Raw genomic sequence first — 23717 nt, 5'->3', positions numbered from 1 at the left:
CGCCTCCGGCGCGGGACGGGCGGCGGGCCGGACGGAGGCCGCCGCGGGACGCGCCCCGGCCCGGTCCGGGGCTGCGCGCGGCCCGGTCGGCGGGCCGGGCGCAGGCGGATCCGGCGGCTCAGGAGGAGGCGGGTCCCGCGGTGAGCTTGCCGCCGGACTCGGTGACCTTGACGGCCGGCAGCGGCTGCGTCGCCGGGCCCTGCACGACCGCTCCCGTCTCGGCGTTGAACTTGCTGCCATGGCACGGGCAGGAGGCGGTGGTGCCGTCCACCGAGTCCAGCACGCAGCCCTGGTGGGTGCACACCGCGCTGAACGCCTTGAAGGCGCCCTGGGACGGCTGCGACACCAGCACCTTGTCGTCCCGGTAGAGCTTGGCGCCGCCCACCGGCACCTCCGAGGCGGCGCCGAGGTCGGCGGCCGCCGTCGGGCCCGCGGACGAGCCCTTCTTCCCGCCGCACGCGGTCAGGCCGACCCCGGCGGCTCCGGCCGCTCCGGCCAGCGCCGCCCCGCGCAGGACGGTACGGCGGCTCGCGGGCAGTTCGGTGGACATGGGCGCTCCAGGGGTCGGTCGGGTCCGGCCGGGGCGCCGCCGGTCCGGCAGCGACCAGCCGGAGCGCCGTACGACCCGGCGATCTTGCGGACCGACTCTACGTGCTCCGGCTGTCCGTCCCCTCTGAGCCCCCGCACCGCCGCGGCGGTGCGGGCCCGGCTCAGGCCCGGCCCGCCGCGCGCTTGCGCGGGGCGGCCTTCTTGGCCGCGGTGCCCGACTTGGCGCCGGACTTGGTCCCGGTGCCGGACGCCGCCTTGGCCGCGCCGCCGGAGGCCGCCCGCTTCCTGGGCGCGGGCACCGCCGCGTCGCTGACCGCGTCGGGGCTGAGGATGTCGCGCAGGAACTTCCCGGTGTGGCTCGCCGGGATCCCGGCGATCTGCTCCGGGGTGCCCTCGGCGACCACCAGGCCACCGCCGCTGCCGCCCTCGGGACCCATGTCGATGACCCAGTCGGCGGTCTTGATGACGTCCAGGTTGTGCTCGATGACGATCACCGAGTTGCCCTTGTCGACCAGCCCGGACAGCACCTTGATCAGCTTGCTGATGTCCTCGAAGTGCAGGCCGGTGGTCGGCTCGTCCAGCACGTAGACCGTCCGGCCGGTGGAGCGCTTCTGCAGCTCGGAGGCGAGCTTGACGCGCTGCGCCTCGCCGCCGGAGAGCGTCGGCGCCGACTGGCCCAGGCGGACGTAGCCCAGCCCGACCTCGTTCAGGGTGCGCAGGTGGCGGGCGATGGTGGGCACCGCCTCGAAGAAGTCCAGCGCCTCCTCGATCGGCATGTCCAGCACCTCGGCGATGGACTTGCCCTTGTAGTGCACCTCCAGCGTCTCCCGGTTGTACCGGGCACCGTGGCAGACCTCGCACGGGACGTAGACGTCCGGCAGGAAGTTCATCTCGATCTTGATGGTGCCGTCGCCGGAGCAGTTCTCGCAGCGGCCGCCCTTGACGTTGAAGGAGAAGCGCCCGGGCAGGTACCCGCGGACCTTGGCCTCCATGGTCTCCGCGAACAGCTTGCGGATGTTGTCGAAGACGCCGGTGTACGTGGCCGGGTTGGACCGCGGGGTGCGGCCGATCGGCGACTGGTCGACGTGCACGACCTTGTCGACCATGTCGTCGCCGTCCACCCGGGTGTGCCGGCCGGGGACGCTGCGGGCGCCGTTCAGCTCGCGCGCGAGGTGCGTGTACAGGATGTCGTTGACCAGGGTGGACTTGCCGGAGCCGGAGACGCCCGTGACCGCGGTGAGCACGCCCAGCGGGAAGGACACGTCGATGTCCTGGAGGTTGTGCTCGCGGGCGCCGTGCACGGTCAGCCGGCGCTTGCGGTCCACCGGGCGCCGGATCTCCGGGGTGGGGATGGCCCGCTTGCCCGCCAGGTACTGGCCGGTGAGCGACTCGTCGTTGCCCAGCAGCTCCTTGAGGGAGCCGGAGTGCACCACCTTGCCGCCGTGCTCGCCGGCGCCGGGGCCGATGTCCACGACCCAGTCGGCGGTCTTGATGGTGTCCTCGTCGTGCTCGACGACGATCAGCGTGTTGCCCAGGTCGCGCAGCCGCACCAGCGTCTCGATCAGCCGGTGGTTGTCGCGCTGGTGCAGGCCGATGGACGGCTCGTCCAGCACGTAGAGCACGCCGACCAGGCCGGAGCCGATCTGGGTGGCGAGCCGGATGCGCTGCGCCTCGCCGCCGGACAGGGTGCCCGCGGCACGGTTCAGCGAGAGGTAGTCCAGGCCGACGTCGACCAGGAAGCGCAGCCGCTCGTTGACCTCCTTCAGCACCCGCTCGGCGATCTTGCGGTCCCGGGCGTCCAGCTTCATCGCGCCCAGGAACTCCGCGCAGTCGCTGATCGACATCCCGGAGACCTCGGCGATGGACCGGCCCTGGACGGTGACGGCCAGCACCACCGGCTTGAGCCGGGCGCCGCGGCAGGCCGGGCAGGGCACCTCGCGCATGTACCCCTCGAAGCGCTCCCGGCTGGAGTCGCTCTCGGAGTCCTGGTGGCGCCGCTTGACGAACGGGATCGCGCCTTCGAACTGGGCGTTGTAGACCCGCTCGCGCCCGTAGCGGTTCTTGTAGGAGACCCGGACCTCGGACTTGTGGCCGTACAGCAGCGCCTTCTTGGCGCGGGCGGGCAGGCCCGCGTACGGGATGTCGGTGCGGAAGCCGAGCTCGGAGGCCAGGCCGTCGACGAGCCGGTCGAAGTACCCCTTGGACATGCCGCCGGTCCAGGGCGCGATGGCGCCCTCCTCCAGCGACTTCTCCTCGTCCGGCACGACCAGCTCGGGGTCGACCTCCATCCGGGAGCCGATGCCGGTGCACTCGGGGCAGGCGCCGAAGGGCGAGTTGAAGGAGAAGGAGCGCGGCTCCAGCTCCTCGAAGGACAGGTCGTCGTACGGGCAGTACAGGTGCTCGGAGAACATCCGCTCGCGCTGCGGGTCGTCCTCGGGCAGGTCGACGAAGTCCAGGATGACCATGCCGCCGGACAGGCCCAGCGCGGTCTCCACCGAGTCGGTGAGCCGCCGCTTGGCGGAGTCCTTGACGGTGAGGCGGTCCACGACCACCTCGATGGTGTGCTTCTCCTGCTTCTTCAGCTTCGGCGGGTCGGTGAGCTGGATCGTGGCGCCGTCCACCCGGGCGCGGCTGTAGCCCTTGGTCTGCAGGTCGCCGAAGAGGTCGACGAACTCGCCCTTGCGCTCGCGCACCAGCGGGGACAGCACCTGGAAGCGGCTGCCCTCCTCCAGCTCCAGCACCCGGTCCACGATGGCCTGCGGCGACTGCCGGGAGATGGGCCGGCCGCACTCGGGGCAGTGCGGCTTGCCGATCCGGGCGAAGAGCAGCCGGAGGTAGTCGTAGACCTCGGTGATGGTGCCGACGGTGGAGCGCGGGTTGCGCGAGGTGGACTTCTGGTCGATCGAGACGGCCGGTGACAGGCCCTCGATGAAGTCCACGTCGGGCTTGTCCATCTGCCCGAGGAACTGCCGGGCGTAGGAGGAGAGCGACTCCACGTAGCGGCGCTGCCCCTCGGCGAAGATCGTGTCGAACGCCAGGGAGGACTTGCCGGAACCGGACAGGCCGGTGAACACGATGAGCGAGTCCCGGGGCAGGTCGAGCGACACGTTCTTCAGGTTGTGCTCGCGAGCGCCACGGACGGTGAGTCGATCGGCCACGCCAGTGCGCACCTTTCATAGAGAACAGGGGGCGGTCTGTCAGAGGGGCCCTGGAGAATCCCGTGGGAGACGGGGACCAGTGGCCGGCACCCCCCAGTCAGCCTAAACGGGGTGCCCTCGGCATTTCTTCCTGTTGCGGTAGATGTCCGCCGTCCCGGACGCTGAGGACCCGTCCAGGGCGACAGCTTCGAGGGTATAGCACGTGCATTCGAATTATGGAGCCGCGCCGCGAGGTTCACCCGATCGTGTGCGGCGCGCTAGCGTCGGGGGACAGAGCGCTAGCTTTCAACGTGCAGGTCGTGACCAGGACGCACCCCGGGAGGCCCCGTGACCGTTCAACGACCCGATCCCGAGCGCGACACCGCCGCGGTGGCGGAAGCGACGGCGGAGCTGATCCAGGCGGCCTCGGAGCTGTCCGCCGAGGAGCTCGCCGAGCCGTCGCTGCTGCCCGGCTGGACCCGTGGCCACGTGCTGGCCCACCTGGCCGGGAACGCCGACGGCTTCGTCAACCTGCTGGCCTGGGCCCGCACCGGTGACGAGACCCCGATGTACGGCGACGGCGGTGCCCGCGAGAAGGCGATCGAGGAGGGCGCGACCCGCCCGCCCGCCGAGCAGCTGACCGCGCTGCGGGAGTCCGCCGAGCGGTTCGCCCAGGCCGTCGCGCAGCTGCCGCCCGCCGGCTGGGCGGCCCAGGTCGTGCTGCGGTCGGGACGGGTGATCGCCGCCGCGGAGATCCCCTGGCGGCGGCTGGTGGAGCTGCGGCTGCACCACGTCGACCTCGGTATCGGCACCGGCTTCGACGACCTGCCGGCGGACTTCGCGTCCCGCGAGCTGGCGTGGATCGCGGACGGCCTCACCGGCCACGAGGGCGTCGCCGCGGTGCGGCTGCACGACACGGCCGAGGACCGGGAGTGGACCATCGGCGCCGCCGCGGAGCCGGAGGTCACGGTGCGCGGCGCCACCGGGCCGCTGCTGGCCTGGGTGGCCGGCCGCGGCAAGGGCGAGGGCCTGTCGGCGAGCCCGGAGCGCCCGCTGCCGGTGCTCCCGCCACTAGGCTGAGGTCATGGCGTACACGGGAGAAGTCACCGTCGGCGGCACGCCCGACGTGCACGAACTGGGCGACCTCATCATCACCAAGGTCGCGGTCGGGCCCATGGACAACAACGCGTACGTGCTGCGCTGCCGGGCCACCGACGCGCAGTTGCTGATCGACGCGGCGAACGACCCGGGGACGCTGCTGGAGGTGATCGGGGACGACGGGCTGACGGCCGTGGCCACCACGCACCGGCACCCCGACCACTGGCAGGCGCTGGGCGAGGTGGCGGCCGCCACCGGCGCCCGCACCTACGCCGGGCGGCTCGACGCCGACGGGATCCCGGTGCCCACCGACGTCCTGGTGGAGGACGGCGACACCATCGCCTTCGGCCAGATCCGGCTCACCGCCCGCCACCTGGTCGGCCACACCCCCGGCAGCATCGTGCTGGTCTACGACGACCCGCACGGCCACCCGCACGCGTTCACCGGCGACTGCCTGTTCCCCGGCGGCGTCGGCAACACGCACAACGACGCGGCGGCCTTCACCTCGCTGCTGGAGGGCGTCGTCACCCGCCTCTTCGACGTCCTCCCCGACGAGACCTGGGTCTACCCGGGCCACGGCAAGGACACCAGCCTCGGCGCCGAGCGCCCTCACCTCGAGGAGTGGCGCGAGCGCGGCTGGTAGCCCCACGCCCGGCCGCGGGGTCCGCCGCGCGCCGCCGCCCGGCGAAGGCGGTGCTCACGAGGTGTCCTCGGGCACCATCACCGACTGGGCCCTGACGAAGCGGCTCGACGGTGCGGGGAGGACGTCGCCGCGCAGGTAGTAGCTGAGGAGGCTGATGCCCTCGGCGACCACGTCGACCCGCCACTTGGTGCGGTCCCTCCTGCTGCTGGACTCCGGCCACCGGTCCGCGCGGTACACGGTGAAGATCGTCCGCATCCTGTGCCGCAGCTCCCGGGCGTTCGGCACGACCAGCACCTCGGCCTCCGCCCGCCGCACGGCGTCCCTGGCCGGGCGGTAGGGGTTCGGCGCGGAGGAGGGGTCCCTGATGTAGGCCGCCAGGGCCTCCCGCGCCGACAGCAGCTCGCCGAGCGCCCGTTGCGCGGCGGTGTACCCGCGCGACTCCAGCCGCTCCGCCCGTGCGACCTCCGCCTGCTTCGACTGCTGTATCCACCCCGCCACGATCGCGCCCCCGGCACCCACGACCGCGCCTCCCAGCCCCGCCAGGCCGCCGATCCAGCCCGCCACCACCGTCGCGTCCATGGGGGCGATCCTCGCGCAGGAGCAGGCGGCGGGGTGGGCACTCGAGGGAGCTGTTACGCCCGCGCGCGCCCGATGAGGTCCGGCAAGGCGGGGTGGGCGAGGCGGTCGCCGGTGAGGAGGGTGCGGGCCTGCTTGACGTGGTGGAGCAGGGGGGAGACCTCGAGGGCCTGCAGGCCCGGGAGGGAGCCGATGCGGTCGGTGGTGAACTCGAAGAGCGCGTCGAGGTCCCGGCAGTGGGCGACGGCGTGCAGGTTGGCGGGGCCGGAGACGGCCGCGGCGAAGGCGATCTCGGGTTCCTCGGCGAGGGTGCGCCCGAGGTTCTTGACCTGGGAGGGGTGCACGCGCAGCCACAGGTTCGCCCGGGCGTGGAAGCCCAGGGCCTCCGACGCGATCTCGACGTCGATGTGGACGACGCGGCGCCGCAGCAGCGCTTCGAGGCGGCGTGACGCGCGCCCGGGCGTGAGGCCGGCCGCCGCGGCCAGGTCCACCAGGCCCGCCCGGCCGTCGGCGGCCAGGACGCCGAGCATCGCCTCCTCCTCCGGCGTCAGCCGTACGGGCTCGCGGGCGACGACCGGGGCCTCGGTGAAGGGCGTGCCCTCGCTCCCGAGCGCCGCCTCCTGCTCCGGGGTGAGCGTGCCGCGCAGGGCGGCCCAGTAGTGGCCGCGGCCCCCCACGAACTGCCGCAGCATCGCGGACGCGTTGATGTCGAGCACGGCCGCGGTGCGCGGCAGCCGCCGGCCGAGCAGCTCGTCGCGCTGCTCCCGGGTCCAGGACCGGACCGCGAAGGTGATCTCGGAGCCCGCGGCGCACAGGGCCACCCAGCTCACGTCGTCGCGTTCCGCGAGCGCGTCGGCGATCGCCGCGACGCTGCCCGGTCGGCAGCGCAGCCGGACCAGCCACTTGCTCTGCCCCAGCGCCCCCGGATCGACGACGCCGGCGATGCGGATGACGCCGTCGGCCCGCAGCCGGCGGTAGCGGCGGGCGACGGCGCCCTCGGTGAGCCCGAGCGCGGCGGCGATCGCCGCGAACGAGGCGCGCGGTGCGATCTGGAGCGCGCGGATGATCCGCACGCCGTCGCCCCGTACAGCGTCGGATTCCGTCATGGGCGCAGCCGTCATGCGGGCAATCGTACGAATCGGCCCGTCGGACGCACGCGGACGGCGGTACCGCGGAAAGACTCGGAGCGCCCCGGGGTTCACGGCGGATGCCGCTGCACGGCGGCCCCCGCGGGCCCGGGGACCGCGCACCCGCGAACCCCGCACCTGCGACTGAGGGAGATGACGCGCATGACGTCGTCCGAAGCACCGCCCGCGCCGACCGCCCTGATCGTCGGGGCGTCGCGCGGTCTCGGCCACGCGCTGGCGGCCGAGTTCCTGGACCGGGGATGGAACGTCGTCGGCACGGTCCGGGACACGACCGCTCGCACCCCCCTGCACGATCTCGCCGACCGCTCGTCCGGGCGCCTGTCCGTCGAGCACCTCGACGTCAACGAACCGGCCCAACCAGCGGCTCTGCACGAGCGGTTGGCGGGCCGGCAACTGGACGTGCTGTTCGTCAACGCCGGGACCACGCAGCACCAGGACACGCCGATCGGCAAGGTCCCGGCCGCCGACTTCACCGAGGTGATGCTCACCAACGCGCTCGGCCCGATGCGGGTCGTCGAGGCACTGGAGGACCTCGTGACACCGTCAGGGCTGATCGGCGCGATGTCCTCCGGGCAGGGCAGCATCACGAACAACACGACCGGGCTGCGCGAGCTGTACCGCGGCAGCAAGGCCGCGCTGAACATGTTCATGCGCAGCTTCGCGGCCCGGCAGTCCGGCGGCCGGCGCGCCCTGGTCCTCATGGCGCCGGGCTGGATCCGCACCGATCTCGGCGGGCCGCAGGCGCCGTTCACCATCGAGGAGAACGTCCCGCGAGTGGTGGACGTGCTGCTGGCCAAGCGGGCGCGGCCGGGGCTGGAGTACCTCGACTACCAGGGCCGGACCGTGCCCTGGTGACCGGGCGCCGCACCGGCGCGGGGGCCCGGTCACCCGCGCACGGGCGGTCACCCGCGGGTGAACTCCATGATCCAGTTGGTGACCCAGGTGGTGCCGCCGTCCTGCGAGAACGCCTGCTCCCAGCGGGCGGTGGTGGCGGTGACGCCGGACCACACGAAGCGCGCCCTGATCGGCTTGCCGCCGTGGGTGTCGTCGCCGTGGAAGACGCCGCGGCCGTCGGTGAACCGGCCGGTGACCGGCGGGAAGAGGGTGCCGGTCCGCTTGCTCGCCCAGTACAGCGACCACTCCTTGCGCTCGGGGTCGTACAGCCGCAGCGTCAGGCCGGAGAACCCCTTGGTGGGGAACTCGATCTCGTCGAAGTTCGCGGCACCGCCGAAGTGCCCGGAGCAGCGGCTGCTGCCGGGGAACTCCTCCCAGTCGCTGGTCTCGTCGAGGAAGTCGGTGCGCCAGCGGTTGGCGACGTCCCAGGTGCCGACGAGGAAGTCGAAGTCGTTCATGCGCGGTCTCCTGTGGTGCCGTCGGGCAGCGAGTCGGTGAGGTAGGCGGTCAGGTCGGGGTGCTCGGGCGCGAGCATGTGCCGCACCCAGGCGTCGCGTTCGTGCAGCAGCGGCGGGAGTTCCCACACGCAGCCGATGAGCTGCGGCGGCAGCACGACGAAGTGCGCCGGGTCCCGGTCGGGGCAGCCCAGGAACGGCTGGCCGGCGGCCGCGCCCCGGAAGAACAGGGCGTTGTCCCAGGCCCAGCTGTAGGCGTTGAGGTACGCGCCGTCGTCCCCTCCCCTGTGGAGGACGACGAACGTGGCCGGCGGCGTCCCGTCGGGCTCGGGCAGCAGCTCGGGCAGGATCGCGTACGCCGCCCGCTCGACGGCCGGCTCGATGCCGGCCGGGTCGGCGCTGACGTGGTAGCGCTTGATGCGGCGGCCGGCCACCTCGACCGGTGGCGGCGCCGTCAGGAACTTCTCCGCGAAGGGCATGGCTGGACGCTACGGCCGCTCCCCTGACAGCCTGTGTCAGTGAAGTCCAGCCGTCTGCTGTCGATCCTCCTGCTGCTCCAGAACCGCGGCCGGATGACGGCGGACGAGCTGGCGGCCGAGCTCGAGGTGTCGGTCCGGACGGTGTACCGGGACGTCGAGGCGCTGCACGCCGCGGGTGTGCCGCTGTACGGCGACGCGGGGCACGGCGGCGGCTACCGGCTGCTGGCGGGATACCGCACCCGGCTGACCGGGCTGACCAGCGGCGAGGCGGAGGCGCTGTTCCTGTCGGGCGTGCCGGGCCCGGCCGCCGAGCTGGGCCTGGGCCCCGCGCTGGCCGCCGCGGAGCTCAAGGTCGGCGCGGCGCTGCCGGCGCCGCTGCGGGAGCAGGCCGAGCGGATCCGCTCCCGCTTCCATCTGGAGGCGCCCGGCTGGTACGCGCAGGGCGACCCGGTGCCGTTCCTGGAGCAGGTCGCGGACGCGGTGTGGCACAGCAGGGTGCTCCAGGTGCGCTACCGGCGGTGGCGGGAGCCGACGGACGTCGACCGCCGCCTGGAGCCGTACGGCCTGGTCCTCAAGGCCGGCCGCTGGTACGCGGTGGCGGGCCCGGGGCCGCGCACCTACCGGGTCGACCAGATCCTGGAACTGACCGCGGCCGAGGAGCGGTTCGAGCCCCCGGCCGGCTTCGTGCTGGCCGAGTACTGGCGCCGCTACGAGGCGGACTTCCTGTCCCGGCTGCACCGGGGCGAGGCGGTGGTGCGGCTGTCACCGGCGGCGGCCGCCCGGCTGACCGGCCCCGCGGCGCAGGCGCTGGCGGCCACCGGGCAGCCCGAGCCGGACGGCTGGACACGCGCCACGCTGCCCACCGAGTCCCTGGAGCAGGCGCACGGCGCCTTCCTCGCGATGGGCGCCGAGGCGGAGGTGCTGGCGCCGCCCGAGCTGCGGGAGTTGCTGGCCGCGACGGTCCGCGCGCTCGCGGCGGTCTACGGCAGGCAGTGACGGGCCTCTGGTCCACGGGGCGGTGCGGGGGGGTGCCGGCGCGGTGTGGAGGGCCGGACGGGAGCCGGCCGGGCTTGGGCGGGCGGCCCGGGGCTCAGCGCCGGCGGCGCATCCGCGAGCCCACTTCACCCTGGTCGGTCTCCCACCAGGGACGGCTCATCCCGGGAGCCAGACCGGCCTCGGCGTTCTCCGCCGCCGGTGCCGCGGGTGCGGCCGTCCTCGCCGCGGCCGCGGGTACGGCGGCCGGGCCGGCGGGACCGGCAGGAGCGGGCACGGCCTGCACGCCCAGCCCCGCCTCGCGGTCGAGCCGGGCGTCGAGTTCGGCGGTCCTGGCCCGCTCGGCGCGGACCCATTCCAGGAAGACCAGCAGTATGAAGGGCAGGGCGACGAGTTCGGCGAGGGTGAGCATCAGCCCGCCGCCGAGCATCTGGTCGTGGTGCAGCGACGGCCCCCAGGTGCGCGGGTGGCCGGCGTACCAGTGCCCGGCGACCAGCGTGCCGCTGGTCATCACGACGATGCCCGGCACCGAGTCGAAGAGCCCGTCGAAGAAGACCAGCGCGGCCCGGACCGGGTGGCTGCACCAGGCCGGCAGCAGTTCCTGGCGGCTGAGCATGGGCAGCACGAACAGGCAGCCGGTGAGCAGCAGTTGCAGGTGCATCAGCTGGAGCACCAGCTCGTTGCCGAGCGCGGTGGCGAAGTAGGGCGTGAAGTAGATGGTCAGCTCGGAGGCGAGCACCAGCACGGAGCTGACCAGGGGGTAGGTGAGGGCGCGCACCGGGCGGGAGGCGAAGGCGCGGCGCAGCCGGCCCTCGGGATCGGCCAGGCCCAGCGGGTCGCCGAGTGCCAGGCCGAGCGGGGCGAACAGGTCAAGCAGGATGTTCTGGACGGCCGCCGGCCAGAACAGCACCTTGTCGTAGACGGCCAGCGAGGACATCGTGGCGACCGCCAGGATGCCCAGCCCCGCCACGAAGAACGCGGCGGTCCGCCACAGCGGCCACGGCTCGCCCGCGCACCGCCTGCGCCGCACGCCGTACGCGTAGCCCGCGCCGAGCAGCACGATCACCACGAGTGCGGGCACGTCCAGCTGCCAGGCGTCGAAGAACCGGGATCCGGTCAGCTCGGGCAGAGCCAGGGTGCTCGGCACATCCGCGCCTTTCCACGTGAACCGTCCGCGACACGGCCACGGTAGTCCCCCGCCGGTGGGCCCCCGCGCGCAGGGCGCGTCGCCGCGAGGCGCGCGTCGCGGCGTGCGGGCCGCGGCGCGCGCCGGGGGTGCGGGTGCGGGTGCGGGTGCGGGTGGAGCGTGAGCCGGCGGTCAGGCGTCGACGGTCTCCGGCCGCTGCTCCTCGTCGGCCCGCTGGCGGCGGGAGGCGGCGAGGCTGGTGACGGTGGTGACCGCCAGGACGCCGACGATGACGCCGAGCGAGACCGGGATGGAGATCTCGGGGACGTGCACGCCGGCCTCGTGCAGGGCGTGCAGCACCAGCTTCACGCCGATGAACCCGAGGATGACCGACAGCCCGTACGACAGGTGCACCAGCTTCTTCAGCAGCCCGCCGATCAGGAAGTACAGCTGCCGCAGGCCCATCAGCGCGAAGGCGTTCGCGGTGAACACGATGTAAGGGTCCTGGGTGAGGCCGAAGATCGCCGGAATCGAGTCCAGGGCGAAGAGCACGTCGGTGGTGCCGATGGCGAGCATCACCACGAGCATCGGCGTCATCAGCCGGCGGCCGTTCTCGCGGACGAACAGCCGGGTGCCGTGGTAGCGGTCGGTGGAGGGCACGCGCCGCTCGACCGCCTTGAGCAGCCGGTTCTCCTCGAACTCGGCCTCCTCCTCGTCCCCGCGGGCCTCCTGGATCAGCTTCCACGCGGTCCAGAGCAGGAAGGCGCCGAAGAGGAAGAAGACCCAGCTGAAGCTGGCGATGACGGTGGCGCCCGCGGCGATGAACACCGCGCGCAGCACCAGCGCGATGAGCACGCCGACCAGCAGCACCCGCTGCTGGTACTGCGAGGGCACCGCGAACTTGCCCATGATCAGCACGAAGACGAAGAGGTTGTCGACGCTGAGCGACTTCTCGGTGATGTAGCCGGCGAAGAACTCACCGGCCGGCTGGCCGCCGCCGAAGACCAGCAGTCCGAGGCCGAACAGGGCGGCGAGGGCGACCCAGACTCCCGTCCAGATCCCGGCCTCGCGCAGGGAGACGTCGTGCGGGGTGCGGCCGATGACGAAGTCGGCCGCGATCAGGGCACACAGTCCTGCGATGGTGAGCGCCCAGAGGGTGAGGGAGACGTCCACAGATCCTCCGGCAGATTCAGTACGTCAGAAAACGGTACACGAATCACCAAAGAAAGGTAAAGGTACGTCCAAGTGGGCAGGTCAGAGCGGTGACTCCGGGACGCGGGTCACGGTGCCACCGCTCCGGCGGCGTGCACGGCGGGGTCGGGCGGGCTCACGCTCCGTAGGCGGGGCGGGCCGCGGCGAGCCGGCGCAGCACCTGGCCGAGCACGTCGCTGCCCGGCGGCACCAGCGCGGGCTCGAAGGTCCACGCGTGCCCCACCCAGGGGTCGGCCAGGTGGTCGCTGGGCAGCGGCGTCAGCCGCAGCATCGACCGCCACAGCGGGTCGAGGACCGGGCCGTACGCGGCGGCATCCTCCCGGTCGGCGACCAGCAGCAGGTGGACGCCGGCCGCCGGTCCCTCGTCGGCGAGGTAGCGCAGCTGGTTGACCGTCCGGTCGTCGAAGGCGTACGGGAACTCGTTGACGATCAGCAGCTGCTCCGCGGTGTCGAAGCCCGGCGGCAGCGCGTCGGGCGCGCCGGCGCGCATCGCCATATGCAGCAGGTCGACCCGCTCGGTGAGGCGCCCGAGCACCTCGCTGACGCCCGCCACGCCCGCGGCGGGCGGCGGCAGCACGAGCGCGCCGCCGGCCTGCAGCGGCGCCAGCGCCTGGGCGCCGGATCCGGCGGGGTCCAGCGCGTGCACCGCGAAGGCGCCGGCCGGGTGGGAGGCGAGCAGCCGGGCGGCGATCGAGACCGCGACGTCCATCGCCAGCCGCCGGTCCTCGGCGCTGTCGATCCACAGGCCGCGGTTCAGCGGCAGCCGGGCCAGCAGCGGGATCCGCAGCTCGGGCGCCTCGGGCAGCGTCAGGCTTCCGAGCCGCACCGCCATCGGGGGCTCCGCCGGCACCTGGTAGCCGTGCCAGCAGGGGTTCTCCCAGCCGGCGAACGGCGGCGGCAGCGCCGGATCGACGACCTCGGCCTCCGCGGCGAGCTGGGCGAGGTCGCGGTCGAGCACCGCGCGGGCCTGGTCGATCAGAGCCATCTGCTTGAGTTCGGCGGCGTCGCGGGCCGCGTCGGCGCCCGCACCGCTGCGGGAGCGGGGGTCGGCCAGCAGCCGGTCGAGCTCCTGGTCGTAACGGGACTGGGCGAAGTCCTCGGCGCTGCGGTAGGCCGCGACGGTCCTGGCCAGATCCTCGAACATGCCCCAGATCTGGTTGTGCAGCCGCTCCTCCATCGACCAGCCGGCGGCGTCGCCGGCCACGGGCGCGGGGGGTCCTGACGGGTTCGGCTGCGGGGCACCCTGGGCGGAGCCGGGGGCCTGGGCCTGCGCGGGGATGGGCGGCGTGCCGCCGGTGGCGCCGGGCTGCGGGGCGGGGGGCTGGGTCGGACGGCGGCGCGGGTGCCGGTAGTCGATGCCGCCGCCGCTCGCGGTCGCTCCCTGTGACGTGCCCGACGCGCCCGACGTCTCCGACGTCCCCGCGGAGGAGGTGCTGGCGCCGGTGGGGGCCGCACCGGTGGCCGCGCGGCGGCCGCCCGCCGGCGTCTCGGGGGGCGGCGTGACCGAGCGGGCCAGCTCGCGGTCGGCGGCGTGGTGGATCCGGCCTGCGGTGTCCGCGGGTTCCGGCACGCCCTGGTCGGCGAGCAGCGCCGGCAGCCCGCCGGCGTAGCCCTGGCCGACGGCCCGGATCTTCCAGGCGCCCTGGCGCCGGTACAGCTCGGCGGCCAGCAGCGCCGTCTCCGGGCCGAGCCCGGTGATGGTGAAGCCGGCGATGCCGGCGCCCTCGGGGGTGGTGACCTCCACGTGCGGCGCGGGTACCGCGCCGAACACGGCGGCCGCGCCGGGGCGCCCGCCGGGCAGCGCCAGCAGGACGTGCACCCGGTGCACCTCGTCCGGCATGGCGCCGAGGTCGACGGCCAGCCGGTGCTCGGCGGCGGCCTGCCGCGGCACCTCCACGCCGGGCAGCTGCGGCTCCCCCGGGTGGGCCAGCCAGCCCTGGTCGCCGGAGACCCGGCCCTGATCGTCCCCGAGGGTGACCGCGGCCACCACGGGGGTGCCCGCCGACACCCGGATCTCCAGCCGGTTGCCGGGCAGCGGATGGTTCTGCCCGCGGACCAGTTCGGCCGTCATGAGGGCCGCCCCCGTTCCCGTCTTCTGTTGGTCGTGTGTCCCCGCGGCGTGGACCGGCCGGCGGGTGGCTGCCGGCCGGTGCGTGCGTGCACCGGCCGGCAGTCAGGTCCTGTCCGGCAGGACTACAGCGCGGGCAGGATCGCCGGGATGAGGTCCTGGAAGGTGCGGCCGTTGGCGGGCGTGCCGATGGCCGTCATCGACCAGCCGCCGGCGTTGCGCTGCACCTTGGCCATGATCTGGGCGGTGTACGGGCCGCCGCCGGTCAGCGTGTAGCGCGCCAGCTCCTGCCCGTTGGTCTCGTCGACCAGGCGGCAGAACGCGTTCTGCACCTCGGCGAAGGTCTGGCCGGTGAAGGAGTTCACCGTGAAGACGATCTGGTCGACGTGCACGGGCATGCGCGCCAGGTCGACCAGGATCGACTCGTCGTCGCCGCCCTGGCCCGCACCGCCGACCAGGTTGTCGCCGGTGTGGCGGACCGAGCCGTCGTCGCTGGTGAGGTGGCGGAAGAACACCACGTCCACCGGCTGCTTGTCGGCGAAGAGCACAGCGGAGGCGTCGAGGTCGATTTCCCGGGTGCGGCTGCCGAACAGCCCGCGGCGCGGCGCGGCCTGCCACCCCAGCCCCATCCTGACCGCGGTCAGCGATCCCCCGTCCGCCTTGCTCAGGCTGATCTTCTGGCCCTTGGTCATGTTGACCGTCACGCGCTGTCCCCTCTCACCCGTCACTTGGTGTGCGGTTGTGTCCCGCACCCTAACAAGACGCCGCCGATGGGTGTCCCGGTTCGCCTCGGGAACCGATCCCTCCGGTCAGGCCATGCCCGCCTCGCGCATCTGCCGCAACTCCTTCTTCAGCTCGCCGACTTCGTCGCGCAGCCGGGCGGCCACCTCGAACTGCAGCTCGGCGGCCGCGGAGTGCATCTGGTCGGTCAGCTCGCCGATGAGGTCGGCGAGTTCGGCGGCGGGCAGCTTGGCGCTGTCGCGCTTGCCGCCGGCCTTCGCCGACAGGCCCGGCACCGGCGCCTTGCCGCGCGAGCGCTGCCGCCCGGAGCCCAACAGCTCCTCGGTGTCGGCGTCCTCGCGGGCGAAGGAGTCGAGGATGCCGGCGATCTTCTTGCGCAGCGGCTGCGGGTCGATGCCGTTCTCGGTGTTGTACGCGATCTGCTTCTCGCGGCGCCGGTTGGTCTCGTCGATGGCCTTCTCCATCGCCGCGGTGATGCGGTCGGCGTACATGTGGACCTGGCCGGAGACGTTGCGGGCCGCGCGGCCGATGGTCTGGATCAGCGAGGTGCCGGAGCGCAGGAAGCCCTCCTTGTCGGCGTCCAGGATCGCGACCAGGGACACCTCGGGCAGGTCCAAGCCCTCGCGCAGCAGGTTGATGCCGACCAGCACGTCGAACTCGCCGGCCCGCAGCTCCTGGAGCAGTTCGACGCGGCGCAACGTGTCGATGTCGCTGTGCAGGTAGCGGACCCGGACGCCGAGTTCGAGCAGGTAGTCGGTGAGGTCCTCGGACATCTTCTTGGTGAGGGTGGTGACCAGGACGCGCTCGTCCTTCTCGGTGCGCAGCCGGATCTCGTGCACCAGGTCGTCGATCTGCCCCTCGGTGGGCTTGACGATGACCTCGGGGTCGACGAGGCCGGTCGGGCGGATGATCTGCTCGACGACGCCGTCGCCGCGGGACAGCTCGTACGGGCCGGGGGTCGCCGACAGGTAGACGGTCTGGCCGACGCGGGTGAGGAACTCCTCCCACTTCAGCGGCCGGTTGTCGAGCGCGGACGGCAGCCGGAAGCCGTGGTCGACCAGGGTGCGCTTGCGGGAGGCGTCGCCCTCGTACATCGCGCCGATCTGCGGCACGGTCACATGGGACTCGTCGATGACGAGCAGGAAGTCCTCGGGGAAGTAGTCGATCAGGGTGTCGGGCGCGGAGCCGGACTCGCGGCCGTCGATGTGCCGGGAGTAGTTCTCGATGCCCGAGCAGGTGCCGATCTGCCGCATCATCTCGATGTCGTAGGTGGTGCGCATCCGCAGCCGCTGGGCCTCCAGCAGCTTGCCCTGCTTCTCCATCTGGGCGAGCTGGCCCTCCAGCTCCTTCTCGATGCCGGCGATGGCCCGTTCCATCCGCTCGGGGCCGGCGACGTAGTGGGTGGCGGGGAAGACGTAGATCTGCCGGTCCTCGGTGATCACCTCGCCGGTCAGCGGGTGCAGGGTGTAGAGGGCCTCGATCTCGTCACCGAACATCTCGATGCGGACGGCGAGTTCCTCGTAGACCGGAAAGATCTCGATGGTGTCGCCGCGCACCCGGAAGGTGCCGCGGGAGAACGCCACGTCGTTGCGGGTGTACTGGATGTCGACGAACTTGCGCAGCAGCTGGTCGCGGTCGATGACGTCCCCGACGTTGAGCCGCACCATGCGGTCGATGTACTCCTGCGGGGTGCCCAGGCCGTAGATGCAGGACACCGAGGCGACCACCACCACGTCCCGCCGGGTGAGCAGCGAGTTGGTGGCGGAGTGGCGCAGCCGCTCGACCTCCTCGTTGATCGAGGAGTCCTTCTCGATGTAGGTGTCCGTCTGCGGGACGTACGCCTCCGGCTGGTAGTAGTCGTAGTACGACACGAAGTACTCGACCGCGTTGTTCGGCAGCAGCTCGCGGAACTCGTTGGCGAGCTGGGCGGCCAGCGTCTTGTTCGGCGCCATCACCAGGGTGGGGCGCTGGAGCCGCTCGATCATCCAGGCAGTGGTGGCGGACTTGCCCGTACCGGTGGCGCCGAGCAGCACCACGTCCTGCTCGCCCGCGCGGATCCGCCGCTCCAGGTCGTTGATGGCGGTGGGCTGGTCACCGTTGGGCTGGTAGGGGCTGACGACCTCGAAGGGCGCCACACTGCGTTCGATGTCTGAAACGGGCCGCATGCCTCCACGGTAAAGCCCGCCACCGACAATCGGCCGCGGCCCCGGTCCGGGGCTCCCGCGAGGGCCCGGCCCGTGGCCTTCCGGACGGCTCCCGCCTGGGGCCGGGGCCCGCTGTCGGACCCCCGCCCTAGGCTGGGGAGCGTGACTGAGGTGGCATGGACCGTGGTGGACGCGCCGATCGGGCCGCTGCTGGTGGCGGGGACGCAGCAGGGGCTGGTGCTGGTCGGATTCCGGGCCGTGCCCGCGTACCTGGAGCGGACGCTGCCCGCGCTGGGCCGCCGGCTGGGCGCGCCGGTGGTGGAGGACGCCGCGCGCCTGGAACCGGTCACGACGCAGCTGGCGGCGTACTTCGCCGGCACGCTGCGGACCTTCGACGTGCCGCTGGACTGGTCGCTGGCCACGGGCTTCGCCCGGAAAGTGCTGCGCGAGCTGGCGTCCGGCGTGCCGTACGGCTCCGTCGTGGGGTACCAGGACCTGGCCGACCGGGTCGGCGAGCGGGACGCCGCGCGTGCGGTGGGCGCCGCGATGGGCGCGAACCCGCTGCCGGTCATCGTGCCGTGCCACCGGGTGATCGAGAGCGACGGCGGCATAGGGGGCTTCGGCGGCGGCCTGGAGATCAAGCGGCAGCTGCTCGCGCTGGAGGGCGTGCTGCCCGCGCCCCTGTTCTGAACCTGGGCCGGGGCCGTTGCGCATCGCGCCCGCACCCCTGCGCCCTGCGGTCCCGCCGGGTCCGCTGAGCTGCGCTGCCCGTCCGATCTATTGACAGGTTCGACTCACCTCTCCAGGATCACTCATCGGATGTCTCAGTGGATGTCCTTTCATTCGTGATGAGCCGCTCCATGGACGAGGAGGGCACATGAGCACGTTCCCACGACGCCAGGTACTGGGTATGGCAGCCGGCGCAGCCGTGGGCACCACCCTGCTCACCGCACAGAACGCGGTGGCAGCACCCGACAGATCCGCAGCACAGCAGGCCGATTCCAGCGACTGGGGCAGCGTGCCCGACGCGGTGCCGGTCCCCCTGGACACCTGGTTCGACAACGACGGCATCGACACCGCCGGCGCCCGCGGGGGGAACTTCGACGGGTCCGGCTACTCCTTCCCCGGTGAGGAGCTGCCCTCCGGTACGGCAGTCATCGGAGGGGTGAGCTTCCTCTTCCCGTCGTCGGCAGCAGGCGCGAAGAACAACATCGTGGCCCGCGGCCAGCTCGTGGACCTGCCGGCCGGCCACTACCTGTCCGCGTCGTTCCTGGTGTCGTGCAGCTACGGCGCGGCCTCCGGCACGGCGACCGTGCACTACTCCGACGGCAGCACCTCCAGCGCCCCCCTCGGCGGCGACGACTGGTACTCCGGCGGCGGCGAGCTGACCACGTCGTTCCGCTACACCCCCACCGGCGTCGACCAGCACCCGGTCTCGATGAGCGTCAGCGAGCTGTGGCTGGACCCGGCACGCGAGGCGGTCGGCGTCACGCTGCCGACCACCGGGCCCGCGCAGGCCAACACCTCGGCGCTGCACGTCTTCGCCCTCACCCTGCAGCCGCCCGCCACCGGGCGGGCCCTGCTGGTGCGCTCGGCCGCGTCGACCAACTCGCTGACCGGCCCGCACCTCACGCAGAGCGTCGAGGCGACCGTGCTCAACGCCGGTACCGCCTGGATCGCGGCCGGTGACAACGTCCGGGTCGACGTGCAGGTCCCCGGTGGCGTGACCGTCGCGCCGGCCACCGTCCGGGTGCTCGCCCCCGGCGAGCAGGCGCGGTTGCGGATCGGCGTCCGCAACGCGGCCGGCACCGCGCCGGGCACCGCCGCCACCGGCACCGTCCGGGTCACCGGCCACGGGACCACCGCGGCGTCCCGCAGCACCCCGCTGATCCTGGGCACCCCCGACTACCAGCCCACCGACGCCTCGCTCGGCTCGCACCAGGCGCCGTACTGGTTCAACGACGCCAAGTTCGGCATCTTCATCCACTGGGGCGTGTACTCGGTGCCGGCGTGGTCGCCGGTCGGCGGGTCGTACGCCGAGTGGTACTGGAACTCGATGCAGAGCAGCGGCGACGCGGTGTACGCGTACCACGCCAAGACCTACGGCGAGGACTTCGCGTACGACGACTTCATCCCGATGTTCACCGCGAGCCGCTTCAACCCGCGGTCGTGGGTGGAGCTGTTCCGCGACGCCGGCGCCGAGTACTACGTGCTGACCTCCAAGCACCACGAGGGCTTCGCGCTGTGGGACACCAAGGTCTCGGACCGCAACGCGGTGCGGATGGGCCCGCACCGCGACCTGATCAAGGACCTGTTCGCCGCGTCGCGCACCTACACCCCGCAGTTGCGCAACGGCCTGTACTTCTCGATGCCGGAGTGGTTCAACCCCGACAACCCGTGGATGGGTCACGCCCCGCGCAACCCGTACACCCTGGAGCCGGTGCCCTACACCGGCTACACCGCGGGCAAGGACTTCGTCGCGGACTACCAGGCCCCGCAGATGGAGGAGTTGATCCACGGCTACGACCCGGATGTCATCTGGTGCGACATCGGCGGCGCCAACGACAGCCACCACGTGCTGGCCGACTACTTCAACAACGCCAAGAACCGGGCGCGTCCGAAGGACGTGACGGTCAACAACCGCTCCGGCATCGGCCCGCACGACTTCACCACCCCGGAGTACACCACCTACAACAACACGGTGGTGGCCAAGTGGGAGGCCAGCCGCGGCCTGGACCCGCACTCCTACGGCTACAACCAGGCCACCCCCGACGACCGCTACATGACGGCGGAGGAGGTCGTGCAGACGCTGGTCGACATCGTCAGCAAGAACGGCAACTTCCTGCTGGACATCGGCCCGAAGGCGGACGGCACCATCCCGGCGGTCATGGAGCAGCGGCTGCGGGACACCGGCCAGTGGCTGCGGGTGAACGGCGAGTCGGTGTACGGCACCACGTACTGGACCCCGATGGCGCAGCTGGGCTCGCTGCGGTTCAGCGTGCAGCAGGGGCAGGCGTTCTACATCTCCTCGCTGGAGGAGCCCGGCAGCACGCTGGTGGTGGAGGCGCCGGTGCCGATCCGCAAGGGCAACAAGGTGACGATGCTCGGCTACGGCCAGCCGCTGGACTGGACGTTCGACGGCGGGAAGCTGACCGTGCAGGTGCCGGCCGCCGCGCGGGCGGCCGGCCGCTACGCCTGGGTGTTCAAGGTCGACTGGTCGAGCTGACCTTCCGCCCCAACCCCGGGAACGCGAAAGGCGGGGCGGCCGGTGCCGGGCACCGGCCGCCCCGCCGTGCGCACGCCGGGCGGGCGAGGGGCGCAGGTCTCACTCCTCCGAGGAGCGCGGGTCCGGGATCTGCGGCGAGGCGTTCTGGGGGAGTTCGGCGGGGCTGTCGGCGGCCTCGACCGCCGGCGGGTCGGCGGGCGCCGCGTCCGCCGCCGCGGCCGGGGACGTGCCGCCGCCGGCGGATCCGGCGGCCCGGTCGAAGAACCGCAGCATCTCCACCGGGAAGGGCATGACCAGCGTGGAGTTCTTCTCCGCGGCGACCTCGACGACCGTCTGCAGCAGCCTCAGCTGGAGGGCCGCCGGGTTGGCGTCCATCGTCCGCGCGGCCTCCGACAGCTTCTGCGAGGCCTGGAGTTCACCGTCGGCGGTGATGATCCGGGCCCGCCGCTCGCGGTCGGCCTCGGCCTGCCGGGCCATCGACCGCTTCATCGACTCCGGCAGCGCGACGTCCTTGATCTCGACCCGGTCGATGTGCACGCCCCAGCCCGCGGCCGGGGTGGCGAGCATCAGCTCCAGTCCCTCGTGGAGCTGCTCGCGGCCGGACAGCAGGTCGTCCAACTCGCTCTTGCCGATGATCGACCGCAGCGAGGTCTGGGCGACCTGGAGCATGGCGAACTGGTAGTTCTGCACGTCGACGGTGGCCCTGATCGGGTCGACGACCCGGAAGTACAGCACGGCGTCCACCCGCACCGAGACGTTGTCGCGGGTGATGCCGTCCTGGGACGGCACGGGCATCGTGACGACCTGCATGTTGACCTTGGTCATGCGGTCGACGAACGGCACCAGCATGCGCGGGCCCGGCTCCTTGGGCAGCGAAGTGACGCGCCCCCACCGGTAGATGACACCGCGCTCGTACTGCTTGACCACGCGCACGCTGCTGGGCAGCACGACCAGGCCCAGCACCGCGAGGATGATCACCAGCACCACGACGACTTCCATGTCCCGCTCCCCTTCGATGACAAGGGTGTGACCGTAGCGGCGGGGGCCCGCCGCCGTACCGCGACCGCGGTTTCCTTGACGGGAGTTTGACGCATGCCGCGCCGCCGCCGGTTCCCGGGGCGGGAACCGGCGGCGAGCGGTCAGCCGGTCTCGAAGCGGGCCGCGGCGACGTAGTCCGGGCGCGGATCGAGCGCGGCGGCGAGCCGGAAGTGCCGCTGGGCCTCGTCGGAGCGGTTGGCCCGCTCCAGCGTGCGCCCCAGGGCGAAGTGCGCGAACGCGTTGTCCGGTTCGCGCTCCAGCACCACCTGGAACTCCAGCTCGGCCGGGCGCAGCTGCGCCGCGGCGAAGAACGCCCGGGCGCGCAGCAGGCGGGCCGCGGTGTTCTCCGGGTGGGCGGCGATCACCGGGTCGAGGAGCTTGACGGCGCCGCGCGGGTCTCGCGCGGCCAGCAACTGCTCCGCGGCGCGGTAGTCGATGATGTGGGTCTCGGGGCTCCGCTCGGGCAAGGCCGCCTCCCTGAATCGGGCACGGGTGACGACGGATCGTCTGGTCAGACATACCCAACGCCCCGGCGGGCAACCCCATTCCCCGCCCGTGCGCGGGGCGGCCGGACGGCAGACCCTAAGCTGTCGCTCATGCTGACAGTGGGCCTGACCGGCGGTATCGGCGCCGGCAAGAGCGAGGTGTCCCGGCTGCTGGTGTCCCACGGCGCGGTGCTGGTCGACGCCGATCGGATCGCCCGCGAGGTCGTCGAGCCCGGCACGCCGGGGCTGGCGGCGGTGGTGGCCGAGTTCGGCCCCGAGGTGCTGGCGCCGGACGGGAGCCTGGACCGGCCCCGGCTCGGCGCCATCGTCTTCGCCGACGAGGAGCGGCGGGGGGCGCTCAACGCGATCGTGCACCCGCTGGTCGGCGCGCGGTCGGCCGAGCTGCAGCAGGCCGCCGGTCCGGACGCGGTGGTCGTGCACGACGTGCCGCTGCTCACCGAGAACGGGCTGGCGCCGCTGTACGACCTGGTGATCGTGGTGGACGCGGCGCCGGCGACCCAGCTGGACCGCCTGGTCAGGTTGCGCGGCATGACCGAGGAGGAGGCACGGGCCCGGATGGCCGCGCAGGCCACCCGTGAGCAGCGGCTGGCGATCGCCGATGTGGTGATCGCCAACGACGGCCCGCTGGAGGAGCTGGAGCCCCAGGTCCGGGCGGCCTGGGACACCCTCACCGAGCGGGCCGCCGCCCGCTGAGCGGGCACGGCGGCCGGCTCACCGGCCGTCGTCCTCCCGGTCGGCGAGGAACCGCTCGAACTCGGCGGCGAGGTCGTCGGCCGAGGGCAGGTCGACGGGCTCGGCCATCAGGTTCTCCCGGTTGTCCGACCCGGCGACCGCGTCGTACTGGCTCTCCAGCCCGCGGACGACGGAGACCAGCTCGCCGTCCCCCTCGGCGACCTGCCGGTCGATCTCGACCCGGACGGTGTGCGCCTCGTTGCGCAGCGCGTGGGCGATCTCGGGCAGCACCAGGCCGGTGGCGGCGGTGATCGTCTCCAGGACGGTGAGCGCCGAGTCGGGGTACGGGGAGCGGGCGAGGTAGTGCGGCACGTGGGCGGCGACGCCCAGGACGTCCCGGCCGGCCTCGGCGAGCCGCAGCTCGATCAGCGAGGCGGCGCTGCCGGGGACCTGCGCCTCGTCGAACCAGGCACGGTGGCCGGGCATCAGGTCGACCCGGTTGCCGTGCGGGGTGACGCCGACCGGACGGGTGTGCGGCACGCCCATCGGGATGCCGTGGAAGTTGATGGCCAGGCGCACCCCGAGGCGTTCGATGATCTCGAGCACCGCGCGGGAGAAGCGCTCCCACTCCACGTCCGGCTCGGGGCCGGAGAGCAGCAGGAAGGGCGTGCCCGTGGTGTCGCGCAGCAGGTGGAGGTCGAGCGCCGGCGACTCGTAGGACGACCAGTGGTCGCGTTCGAAGGTCATCAGCGGGCGGCGGGCCCGGTAGTCGACCAGGCGGTCGGCGTCGAAGCGTGCGACGAGTTGGCCGTCGAGGCGGTCCAGCAGCTTCTCGGTGATCTGCTCGCCGGTCGCGCCGGCGTCCATGTACCCCTCGAAGTGGTACAGCAGCACCGGTCCGGTGTCACCGACCGCCTCGTCGACGGCTTCGGCCCCGCCCGGCACGTATGCGTACAGTCCCTGGGGATCCAGCACGGTGATCGTCCTCCTCGCTCTCTGTGACGTTCAACGA

The 23717-nt window shown here is 72.8% G+C and carries 21 protein-coding genes; 7 read left to right on the top strand and 14 right to left on the bottom strand.

The features are described 5' to 3' along the window. Window positions 1-118 precede the first annotated feature (118 nt). Window positions 119-550 carry a Rieske (2Fe-2S) protein gene (locus ACH4TG_RS03255; RefSeq protein WP_398240208.1) on the bottom strand — a complete coding sequence of 144 codons (432 nt, stop codon included), beginning with the start codon at window positions 548-550 and terminating at the stop codon, window positions 119-121. A gap of 160 nt (window positions 551-710) precedes the next feature. Next, window positions 711-3707 (bottom strand): excinuclease ABC subunit UvrA, encoded by a 2997-nt coding sequence (uvrA, locus tag ACH4TG_RS03250; protein WP_398240206.1) that lies wholly within the window; start codon window positions 3705-3707, stop codon window positions 711-713. A gap of 327 nt (window positions 3708-4034) precedes the next feature. Between uvrA and ACH4TG_RS03245 the strand changes: the two genes are divergently transcribed. Further along, the gene (locus tag ACH4TG_RS03245; RefSeq protein WP_398240204.1) at window positions 4035-4766 is read left to right on the top strand and encodes a maleylpyruvate isomerase family mycothiol-dependent enzyme; all 732 of its coding nucleotides are present in this window, start codon (window positions 4035-4037) and stop codon (window positions 4764-4766) included. Between the two features lie 4 nt (window positions 4767-4770). Continuing rightward, the gene (locus tag ACH4TG_RS03240) at window positions 4771-5427 is read left to right on the top strand and encodes an MBL fold metallo-hydrolase (protein WP_398240202.1); all 657 of its coding nucleotides are present in this window, start codon (window positions 4771-4773) and stop codon (window positions 5425-5427) included. Window positions 5428-5481: 54 nt separating this feature from the next. Here the strand turns inward: ACH4TG_RS03240 and ACH4TG_RS03235 are convergent, their stop codons facing one another. Together ACH4TG_RS03235 and ACH4TG_RS03230 are read right to left on the bottom strand one after the other, a co-directional pair. Further along, on the bottom strand, window positions 5482-6006 hold the full coding sequence (locus ACH4TG_RS03235; RefSeq protein WP_398240200.1) for a hypothetical protein: 525 nt from the start codon (window positions 6004-6006) through the stop codon (window positions 5482-5484). A gap of 53 nt (window positions 6007-6059) precedes the next feature. Then, complete coding sequence (locus tag ACH4TG_RS03230) at window positions 6060-7124, bottom strand: Lrp/AsnC family transcriptional regulator (protein ID WP_398240199.1); 1065 nt, start codon at window positions 7122-7124, stop codon at window positions 6060-6062. Between the two features lie 168 nt (window positions 7125-7292). On the opposite strand from ACH4TG_RS03230, the gene ACH4TG_RS03225 reads away from it, so the two are divergent. Continuing rightward, entirely contained in the window at window positions 7293-8006 is a 714-nt protein-coding gene (locus ACH4TG_RS03225) for an SDR family NAD(P)-dependent oxidoreductase (RefSeq protein ID WP_398240197.1), read from the top strand. Window positions 8007-8053: 47 nt separating this feature from the next. Here the strand turns inward: ACH4TG_RS03225 and ACH4TG_RS03220 are convergent, their stop codons facing one another. Both ACH4TG_RS03220 and ACH4TG_RS03215 read right to left on the bottom strand, forming a co-directional pair. After that, window positions 8054-8503: a hypothetical protein gene (locus tag ACH4TG_RS03220; protein ID WP_398240195.1), complete on the bottom strand. Its 450-nt coding sequence runs from the start codon at window positions 8501-8503 to the stop codon at window positions 8054-8056. Beyond that, complete coding sequence (locus tag ACH4TG_RS03215; RefSeq protein ID WP_398240193.1) at window positions 8500-8979, bottom strand: hypothetical protein; 480 nt, start codon at window positions 8977-8979, stop codon at window positions 8500-8502. Before ACH4TG_RS03215 ends, ACH4TG_RS03220 begins: the two co-directional genes overlap by 4 nt. Before the next feature lie 39 nt (window positions 8980-9018). On the opposite strand from ACH4TG_RS03215, the gene ACH4TG_RS03210 reads away from it, so the two are divergent. Next, window positions 9019-9975, top strand: a complete 957-nt coding sequence (locus tag ACH4TG_RS03210) for a helix-turn-helix transcriptional regulator (RefSeq protein WP_398240191.1) — start codon at window positions 9019-9021, stop codon at window positions 9973-9975. A gap of 94 nt (window positions 9976-10069) precedes the next feature. Here ACH4TG_RS03210 and ACH4TG_RS03205 read toward each other — a convergent pair whose 3' ends face one another. The 5 genes from ACH4TG_RS03205 to uvrB all read right to left on the bottom strand — a co-directional run bounded on the left by ACH4TG_RS03205 (window position 10070) and on the right by uvrB (window position 17284). Beyond that, complete coding sequence (locus ACH4TG_RS03205) at window positions 10070-11119, bottom strand: cytochrome c oxidase assembly protein (protein ID WP_398240190.1); 1050 nt, start codon at window positions 11117-11119, stop codon at window positions 10070-10072. A gap of 171 nt (window positions 11120-11290) precedes the next feature. Then, window positions 11291-12271, bottom strand: coding sequence for a TerC family protein (locus ACH4TG_RS03200; protein WP_398240188.1), 981 nt, complete (start codon window positions 12269-12271; stop codon window positions 11291-11293). 154 nt (window positions 12272-12425) lie between these two features. Beyond that, entirely contained in the window at window positions 12426-14381 is a 1956-nt protein-coding gene (locus ACH4TG_RS03195; RefSeq protein WP_398240186.1) for a TerD family protein, read from the bottom strand. Window positions 14382-14503: 122 nt separating this feature from the next. Continuing rightward, window positions 14504-15082 carry a TerD family protein gene (locus ACH4TG_RS03190; RefSeq protein ID WP_398240184.1) on the bottom strand — a complete coding sequence of 193 codons (579 nt, stop codon included), beginning with the start codon at window positions 15080-15082 and terminating at the stop codon, window positions 14504-14506. A 105-nt stretch (window positions 15083-15187) separates the two neighbouring features. Then, on the bottom strand, window positions 15188-17284 hold the full coding sequence (gene uvrB / locus ACH4TG_RS03185) for an excinuclease ABC subunit UvrB (RefSeq protein WP_398240182.1): 2097 nt from the start codon (window positions 17282-17284) through the stop codon (window positions 15188-15190). Window positions 17285-17416: 132 nt separating this feature from the next. Here uvrB and ACH4TG_RS03180 point away from each other — a divergent pair, with 132 nt between their 5' ends. After that, window positions 17417-17953, top strand: a complete 537-nt coding sequence (locus ACH4TG_RS03180; RefSeq protein WP_398240485.1) for a methylated-DNA--[protein]-cysteine S-methyltransferase — start codon at window positions 17417-17419, stop codon at window positions 17951-17953. 220 nt (window positions 17954-18173) lie between these two features. Next, window positions 18174-20489 carry an alpha-L-fucosidase gene (locus tag ACH4TG_RS03175; protein ID WP_398240181.1) on the top strand — a complete coding sequence of 772 codons (2316 nt, stop codon included), beginning with the start codon at window positions 18174-18176 and terminating at the stop codon, window positions 20487-20489. A 99-nt stretch (window positions 20490-20588) separates the two neighbouring features. Here the strand turns inward: ACH4TG_RS03175 and ACH4TG_RS03170 are convergent, their stop codons facing one another. Next, window positions 20589-21488 carry a slipin family protein gene (locus tag ACH4TG_RS03170; RefSeq protein WP_398240180.1) on the bottom strand — a complete coding sequence of 300 codons (900 nt, stop codon included), beginning with the start codon at window positions 21486-21488 and terminating at the stop codon, window positions 20589-20591. A gap of 140 nt (window positions 21489-21628) precedes the next feature. Continuing rightward, window positions 21629-21994: a tetratricopeptide repeat protein gene (locus ACH4TG_RS03165; RefSeq protein ID WP_398240179.1), complete on the bottom strand. Its 366-nt coding sequence runs from the start codon at window positions 21992-21994 to the stop codon at window positions 21629-21631. A gap of 129 nt (window positions 21995-22123) precedes the next feature. On the opposite strand from ACH4TG_RS03165, the gene coaE reads away from it, so the two are divergent. After that, window positions 22124-22726: a dephospho-CoA kinase gene (coaE, locus tag ACH4TG_RS03160; protein WP_398240177.1), complete on the top strand. Its 603-nt coding sequence runs from the start codon at window positions 22124-22126 to the stop codon at window positions 22724-22726. 18 nt (window positions 22727-22744) lie between these two features. Here coaE and ACH4TG_RS03155 read toward each other — a convergent pair whose 3' ends face one another. Next, window positions 22745-23680, bottom strand: coding sequence for a PAC2 family protein (locus tag ACH4TG_RS03155; protein ID WP_398240175.1), 936 nt, complete (start codon window positions 23678-23680; stop codon window positions 22745-22747). Window positions 23681-23717 lie beyond the last annotated feature (37 nt).

The organism is Streptomyces sp. NPDC020917 (assembly GCF_044333795.1).
GTDB lineage: Bacteria > Actinomycetota > Actinomycetes > Streptomycetales > Streptomycetaceae > Actinacidiphila.
The sequence above is the reverse complement of the archived record's forward strand: the minus strand, read 5'-3'. Positions and strand labels throughout refer to the sequence as shown.

Bases quoted from the DNA above. Each gene is read 5' to 3' on its own strand.
- ACH4TG_RS03255 (WP_398240208.1), bottom strand. From the start codon at position 550: ATGTCCACCGAACTGCCCGCGAGCCGCCGTACCGTCCTGCGCGGGGCG.
- ACH4TG_RS03240 (WP_398240202.1), top strand. From the start codon at position 4,771: ATGGCGTACACGGGAGAAGTCACCGTCGGCGGCACGCCCGACGTGCAC.
- ACH4TG_RS03235 (WP_398240200.1), bottom strand. From the start codon at position 6,006: ATGGACGCGACGGTGGTGGCGGGCTGGATCGGCGGCCTGGCGGGGCTG.
- ACH4TG_RS03230 (WP_398240199.1), bottom strand. From the start codon at position 7,124: ATGACGGCTGCGCCCATGACGGAATCCGACGCTGTACGGGGCGACGGC.
- ACH4TG_RS03225 (WP_398240197.1), top strand. From the start codon at position 7,293: ATGACGTCGTCCGAAGCACCGCCCGCGCCGACCGCCCTGATCGTCGGG.
- ACH4TG_RS03220 (WP_398240195.1), bottom strand. From the start codon at position 8,503: ATGAACGACTTCGACTTCCTCGTCGGCACCTGGGACGTCGCCAACCGC.
- ACH4TG_RS03215 (WP_398240193.1), bottom strand. From the start codon at position 8,979: ATGCCCTTCGCGGAGAAGTTCCTGACGGCGCCGCCACCGGTCGAGGTG.
- ACH4TG_RS03195 (WP_398240186.1), bottom strand. From the start codon at position 14,381: ATGACGGCCGAACTGGTCCGCGGGCAGAACCATCCGCTGCCCGGCAAC.
- uvrB (WP_398240182.1), bottom strand. From the start codon at position 17,284: ATGCGGCCCGTTTCAGACATCGAACGCAGTGTGGCGCCCTTCGAGGTC.
- ACH4TG_RS03175 (WP_398240181.1), top strand. From the start codon at position 18,174: ATGGCAGCCGGCGCAGCCGTGGGCACCACCCTGCTCACCGCACAGAAC.
- ACH4TG_RS03170 (WP_398240180.1), bottom strand. From the start codon at position 21,488: ATGGAAGTCGTCGTGGTGCTGGTGATCATCCTCGCGGTGCTGGGCCTG.
- coaE (WP_398240177.1), top strand. From the start codon at position 22,124: ATGCTGACAGTGGGCCTGACCGGCGGTATCGGCGCCGGCAAGAGCGAG.